The 6626-nt window shown below is 29.4% G+C and carries 8 protein-coding genes, 1 rRNA gene and 1 riboswitch; all 9 genes read left to right on the forward strand.

All coding sequences use genetic code 11. The features are described 5' to 3' along the window. Position 1: 1 nt before the first annotated feature. Positions 2-1297, forward strand: a complete 1296-nt coding sequence (gene hemL, locus ACUSRV_RS16420; protein WP_490143054.1) for a glutamate-1-semialdehyde 2,1-aminomutase — start codon at positions 2-4, stop codon at positions 1295-1297. 66 nt (positions 1298-1363) lie between these two features. Then, positions 1364-1544: riboswitch (cobalamin riboswitch) on the forward strand. Positions 1545-1654: 110 nt separating this feature from the next. Then, the gene (locus ACUSRV_RS16425) at positions 1655-2233 is read left to right on the forward strand and encodes a precorrin-2 dehydrogenase/sirohydrochlorin ferrochelatase family protein (RefSeq protein WP_490143055.1); all 579 of its coding nucleotides are present in this window, start codon (positions 1655-1657) and stop codon (positions 2231-2233) included. Between the two features lie 15 nt (positions 2234-2248). After that, positions 2249-3043, forward strand: coding sequence for a sirohydrochlorin cobaltochelatase (locus ACUSRV_RS16430; protein WP_490143056.1), 795 nt, complete (start codon positions 2249-2251; stop codon positions 3041-3043). A 17-nt stretch (positions 3044-3060) separates the two neighbouring features. Next, the gene (locus tag ACUSRV_RS16435; RefSeq protein WP_490143057.1) at positions 3061-3768 is read left to right on the forward strand and encodes a cobalt-factor II C(20)-methyltransferase; all 708 of its coding nucleotides are present in this window, start codon (positions 3061-3063) and stop codon (positions 3766-3768) included. Between the two features lie 34 nt (positions 3769-3802). After that, positions 3803-4552, forward strand: a complete 750-nt coding sequence (locus tag ACUSRV_RS16440) for an energy-coupling factor ABC transporter permease (protein ID WP_490143058.1) — start codon at positions 3803-3805, stop codon at positions 4550-4552. Next, the gene (locus tag ACUSRV_RS16445) at positions 4530-4823 is read left to right on the forward strand and encodes an energy-coupling factor ABC transporter substrate-binding protein (RefSeq protein WP_490143059.1); all 294 of its coding nucleotides are present in this window, start codon (positions 4530-4532) and stop codon (positions 4821-4823) included. Before ACUSRV_RS16440 ends, ACUSRV_RS16445 begins: the two co-directional genes overlap by 23 nt. Then, positions 4807-5487 carry a cobalt ECF transporter T component CbiQ gene (gene cbiQ / locus ACUSRV_RS16450; RefSeq protein WP_490143060.1) on the forward strand — a complete coding sequence of 227 codons (681 nt, stop codon included), beginning with the start codon at positions 4807-4809 and terminating at the stop codon, positions 5485-5487. The genes ACUSRV_RS16445 and cbiQ overlap by 17 nt, the downstream gene beginning before the upstream one ends. Positions 5488-5498: 11 nt before the next feature. Continuing rightward, positions 5499-6317: an energy-coupling factor ABC transporter ATP-binding protein gene (locus ACUSRV_RS16455; RefSeq protein ID WP_490143061.1), complete on the forward strand. Its 819-nt coding sequence runs from the start codon at positions 5499-5501 to the stop codon at positions 6315-6317. A gap of 249 nt (positions 6318-6566) precedes the next feature. Beyond that, positions 6567-6626, forward strand: a 16S ribosomal RNA gene (locus ACUSRV_RS16460); the annotation flags it as partial.

Raw genomic sequence — 6626 nt, forward strand, 5'->3', positions numbered from 1 at the left:
TATGAATAATGAAAAATCTAAGGAGATATACGATGAAGCTATAAAGTATATACCTGGTGGAGTTAATAGCCCTGTTAGAGCTTTTAAATCAGTGGGATTAGATCCTATATTTATAGATAAAGCCCATGGATCTAGAATATATGATGTAGATGGAAATGAATATATAGATTATATATGTTCATGGGGGCCCCTTATGTTAGGTCATAGTCCAGAAGATATAGTAACTGGAATAGAAGACATAGTAAGAAAAGGAACAAGTTATGGAGTACCGACTGAAATAGAAGTAAAAATGGCTAAGCTTATAGTAGAATCTTATCAAGCTATAGATCAGGTTAGAATGGTTAACTCTGGAACAGAAGCTACTATGAGTGCACTTAGAGTTGCTAGAGCATATACGAATAGAAATAAAATATTAAAATTTGAAGGGTGCTATCATGGACATTCTGATGCATTATTAGTTAAATCAGGTTCAGGGACAATAACTTATGGTGTTCCTACAAGTCCGGGTGTTCCAAATGATGTAGTTAAGGATACATTAGTATGTAGATACAATGATGTAAAAGCTGTAGAGGATATATTTAAGGAACATGGTAGTGATATAGCAGCTGTTATAGTAGAAACAGTGGCAGGAAATATGGGAGTCGTACCAGGTAAAAAGGAGTTTTTACAATATCTTAGAGATATAACAAATGAGTATAGTAGTGTGCTTATATTTGATGAAGTTATAACTGGATTTAGACTTGCGTATGGAAGCTCTAGTGAATATTTTGGCATAAACCCAGACATGGCGTGTTTTGGTAAAATAATAGGGGCAGGACTTCCTGTAGGAGCTTATGGTGGTAAAAAAGAAATAATGAGTATGGTATCACCAGTAGGACCTGTATATCAAGCAGGTACACTATCTGGAAACCCACTAGCTATGTACATGGGATATAAAAATTTAACTATATTAAGAGATAATGAAGAAATCTATAAAGAGTTAGAAAGAAAGGCAATAAAGCTTGAAGAAGGCCTAAAGGAAAATATTAAAAATTTAGGGCTAGAATATACTGTAAATAGAGCAGGATCTCTAGTATGCTTATTCTTTGCCAAAGGGCCTATAGATAATTATGATGATGTAAAGAATTGTGACGTAAATAAATTTAATATTTATTTTAAAGAATTACTAGAAAGAGGAGTATTACTTGCTCCGACGCAATTTGAAGCTATGTTTTTATCAAACGCACATACTGATGAAGATATAGAATATACTATAAAAGCAAGTTATGAGGCTTTAAAGGTTGCCCATAATATATAGGGGATAGTGTTTTCCTAGGCATGTTGAATTATGACATTAGATATGTTAAAATAAAATTATGAAAATTTTATAGTTAATAAATTAGGTTCTAGAAAAGATTAAATGGGAAAGAGGTAAAAGTCCTCTGCAGCCCCCGCTACTGTAAGGTTGACGAACCCTTATTTAACCACTATGATTCTATATCATGGGAAGGTGAGGAAGTAGATTGATACCAAGCCAGGAGACCTACCTAATTTATATTAAAGTAAGGTCTTCGGGGTGAAGGGTGTAACTTTAGGCAGGAATAATTGACATATTACTGTGTAAATTACAAATCCTAACCCTCATGGGTTAGGATTTTTTTATAGGAGTGATAACATGTACTATCCAATGATGGTAAACATAGAGGATAAAAGGATAACAGTAATAGGTGGGGGAAAAGTAGCCTATAGGAAAGTAAAAAACTTTATATCATTTGGATATACAGTTGAGGTTATAGCTCCAGATGTAATAGAAGAATTTAAAAATATAGAAAATAAGATAATTTTAACAACTGATTTTTATAAAGAAGACTATATAAAAAACAGCTTTATTGTGGTGGCATCTACAGATAATAAAGATTTAAATCAACAAATAGGTTTATATTGCAAAGAGAACAATAAATTATGCAATGTTGTCGATAACCCTAGTTTATCTAGCTACATAGTTCCTTCAGTAGTTAAAAGAGGAGATTTAATAATAAGTATATCGACGGGTGGGAAAAGCCCTTCTCTTTCAGCTAAGATAAAAAATGATTTAGAAGAGCGATATAATGACGACTATGAAGAGTATGTAAATTTATTAGGAAGTACAAGAAATAAAGTTTTAGAAAAATATGAAGATAAAGTTGAGAAAAGAAAGATACTGAATAGTTTAATATCTATGAATTTAGAAGAGCTTAGAAATCTAGATATTTAAGCAGGGGGAGATATAATGAATAAGGCTATACTAGTAGTAAGTTTTGGGACAAGTTATCACGAAACGAGAAAAAAGACTATAGAGGCTTGTGAAAATAAAATAAGAGAAACTTTTGCTGAATATGATGTATTCAGAGCATTTACATCTAATATGATAATAAAGAAGTTGGCAGATAGAGATAAGATACATATAGATAATCCAGTTGAAGCTTTACAAAAGTTATATGAAAAAGGATATAAAGAAGTCATAGTTCAAACTCTTCACATAATAAATGGAGAAGAATTTGATAAACTTAAAGACCAAGTTAAATTATTCGAATGTAAATTTGAAAAATTAGCATTAGGAAAACCGTTACTCACAACTATAGATGACTATAAAAAAACTATAAATGCTTTAAAATTGCAAATGCCTACTGTAAAAGAAAATGAGGCAGTAGTTCTTATGGGTCATGGTACATTCCATGAAGCTCACTCATCTTATCCTTGTTTAAACTATATGTTAGAAGAGACTAATATAAACGCTTATGTTGGAACTGTTGAAGGATATCCTGAGTTAGAAAATGTTATAACTAGGTTAAGAAAAAACAATATATCTAAGGCTATACTAATGCCGTTTATGTTAGTAGCAGGAGATCATGCAATAAATGATATGGCTTCAGATGAGGAAGACTCTTGGAAAAGCATATTGGAAAGAGAAGGATTCGATGTAGAAGTATATCTTAAGGGTCTAGGAGAAAATCCAGAAATACAAGATATATTTGTATCTCATATAACTGATTTAACAAAAGAAGAAGTAATATCAAATATTTAATTTAGGGGGAAATACTTATGACAAAGTTTTATGGAATAGGAACAGGACCAGGAGATAGTTCATTGCTTACAATAAAAGCAGTAGATACTTTGAAAAAGCTAGACATATTATATACACCAGAAGCACAAAAAGAAGGTAAAAGTTTAGCTTTATCTATAGTAGAACCGTATCTTAACGGTGAAATAGAAATTAAACAAAAGCATTTTCCAATGAGCTTTAATAGCGTAGAAAAAATAGATGCATGGGACGATATTGCAAAAGAAATACAAAGAGATGTTGAAGATGGCAAAAACGTAGGTTTTATAACTTTAGGAGATCCTATGATATACAGTACATATGTTTATATAATGGAAAGATTAATAAGTAATATTGAGGTAGAAACTATACCTGGAATATCTTCTTTCTCAAATATAGCATCAAATCAAAATTTCCCATTGGTTATGGATAAAGAGCCTCTTATAATAATTCCATGCACTACAGATGAAGAAAAGATAGATTATGCATTAGAAAATTATAGCTCTATAGTTCTTATGAAAGTATATAAAAATTTTGAGCAAATAATAGATAAAATAGAAAAAAATAATCTTATGGATCATGCTATTTTAGTTAGTAACTCATCATTAGGAAGTGAAAAAGTATACAAAAACTTAAGAGAGATAGATCTTAGTAAAAAAGTATCTTATTTTTCAACTATTCTAATAAATAAAGAGCAGAAAGTGTCGTAGTATATGACACTTTTGGTCTTAGGGGGATAAAGGTATGAAAGATTTAAAACTGGGGCTAATAGCAGGATTGTTATTGGTATTCTTAAATCCTACAAATTCATCAGCTATGCACATAATGGAAGGGTTTTTACCATTTAAATGGTCACTAATATGGTCAATTATATTTATACCTTTTTTTATAAAAGGATTAAAAAATCTTAAATCAATATTTAAAAATGATCCAAATAAAAAGCTATTAATAGCACTAGTAGGAGCATTTGTATTCGTACTGTCAGCTTTAAAGATACCATCTATAACAGGAAGTAGTTCTCATCCAACTGGAGTAGGTCTTGGAGCTATACTTTTTGGACCAGGTGTTATGTCTGTAGTAGGAACAATAGTGCTTTTATTTCAAGCGTTATTATTAGCACATGGAGGTATAACAACTTTAGGGGCAAATGCATTTTCTATGGCTGTAGTAGGTCCTATAATATCTTATTTAATATTTAAATTTATGAAAAAAAGAAACTTAAAAATTGCTACATGTGTATTTACATCAGCAGCTATAGGAGATTTAGCTACATATATAATGACCTCTATACAATTAGCCTTAGCATTTCCAGATCCTAATGGAGGTATAATAGTATCTTTAATTAAATTCTTATCTATATTTTGTTTAACTCAAATACCTATAGCAATAGCAGAAGGTATATTGACAACTGTAGTGTATAACTTACTATTACAGAATAAGGTAGAAGGAATGATTGGAGATGAATATAAATATGAAACAGAGATTAATGAGTAATAATATAATTTTAGTTATAATAGCAATTTTACTTATAGTATCTCCTTTAGTTATAAATAAAAATGCTGAATATAGTGGAGCAGATGGGCAAGCAGAAGAGATTATAACAGAAATAGATCCTAATTATAAACCTTGGTTTAGTAGCATATATGAACCTCAAAGTGGAGAAGTAGAAAGTCTATTATTTGCTGTTCAAGCATCTTTAGGAACAGGGATTATATGTTATTACTTAGGTTATATAAAGGGGAAAAAAAATGATAGCCATAGATAAATATGCATACAACAATGGATTATTAAATACTAATCCTATATTAAAGTTTACAATAGGTGCCACGTTATTAATAGCATCTATAATTTTTAATAATAGAGTATTTGTTGCAGTAGTTATGGGTCTTATGAGTTTTTGTATAGTATTCTTAGCCAAAATAGATTTTAAATATTATATAAAGTTACTTGCTATACCTATATATTTCTTAATTTTTAGCACTATGGCAACGTTAATTTCTATATCTAAAGAGCCGATTGATTTTATAATTAATATAAAATTACATGAGTTTTATATAGGAATATCTAGTTTATCCTTAAATATATCTATTAATCTATTACTTAGGTCTATGTGCTGCTTGACATGTACTTACTTTTTAGTTTTAACGATACCTTTTAATCAAATGATTTTGATATTAAAAAAATTATATATACCTAAGACTGCTATAGAAATAACAGTCTTAGTTTACAGATTTATATTTATATTTTTAGAAGAAATTCAAGAAATTTATATATCTCAGAGCTTAAGGTTTGGATACATTAATTTAAGAACATCTTACAAATCTTTAGGAATATTAATAAGTACTCTTTTTATAAGAGTTATGAGCAGATATAAAGATATGTCTATATCTTTAGAAACTAAACTCTACAATGGAGAGTTTTATGTATAGAGGTGAATAGTATGCTTAAAATGAGTAATGTTACATACGAATATGATAAAGATAATATAGCTCTTAAAAATATAAATATAGATTTATCTAAAGGAAATATGATAGGGATAATAGGCGCAAATGGTTCTGGTAAATCTACATTATTTATGAATTTTGCAGGCATATTAAAACCTACATGCGGAGAGGTATTATATAAAGATAAACAGCTAAAATATGATAAAAAGAGTTTGTATGAATTGAGAAAAAATATTGGGATAGTATTTCAAGACCCTGATAAACAAATATTTTACTCGAATGTGTATGATGATATAGCATTTGCTCTTAGGAACATAGGGTTAGATGAAGAAACTATAAAAATAAGAGTTAATAATGCATTATTAGGTGTCGATGGATTGGAGTTCAAAGATAAACCAGTCCACTTTTTAAGTTATGGCCAAAAAAAAAGAGTTGCAATTGCATCTGTATTGGCTATGCAAAATAATATAATACTATTTGATGAACCAACAGCAGGATTAGATCCTATTAGCACCAAATCTATTGTAAACATATTAAAAGACATTTACAATAAAGGAAGAAAAGTAGTTATTTCAAGTCACGATATGGATTTAATATACGAAATATGTGATTATGTATATGTTTTAAATAGAGGAAGTATAATTGATGAAGGTATTATAGATGAAATATTCCTAAAGGATGAAATATTAAAACAAGCTGGTCTTGGCCAACCATGGTTGGTAAAAGTTCATAAAAATATGAAATTGCCTTTGTTTAGAAATGAAGAAAATTTATATAGATACTGGGATAAAATTAATGTAGATGTATTAATATAAAGGGCTTACAGCCGTAAGTTCTTTATATTTAAAAAAATTGAAAAAGGTGTTGACTATATTTAAAGATCATGATATATTATTACTTGTAGTCGACAAGAGGAAAAACAAATGTAAAAAAACTTGTTGACAGATAGTTTTAAGCATGATATAGTAATATTTGTTCCTAAGATAAGGGACAAAACAAATTGAACTTTGAAAATTAAACAGTAGGATAATTAAACACCATTTATTTAAAAGTAATGCCAAGTTTATCATGAGAGTTTGATCCTGGCTCAGGATGAACGCTGGCGGCGTGCCTAACACATGCAA

The organism is Sporacetigenium sp. TC11, from assembly GCF_058146105.1.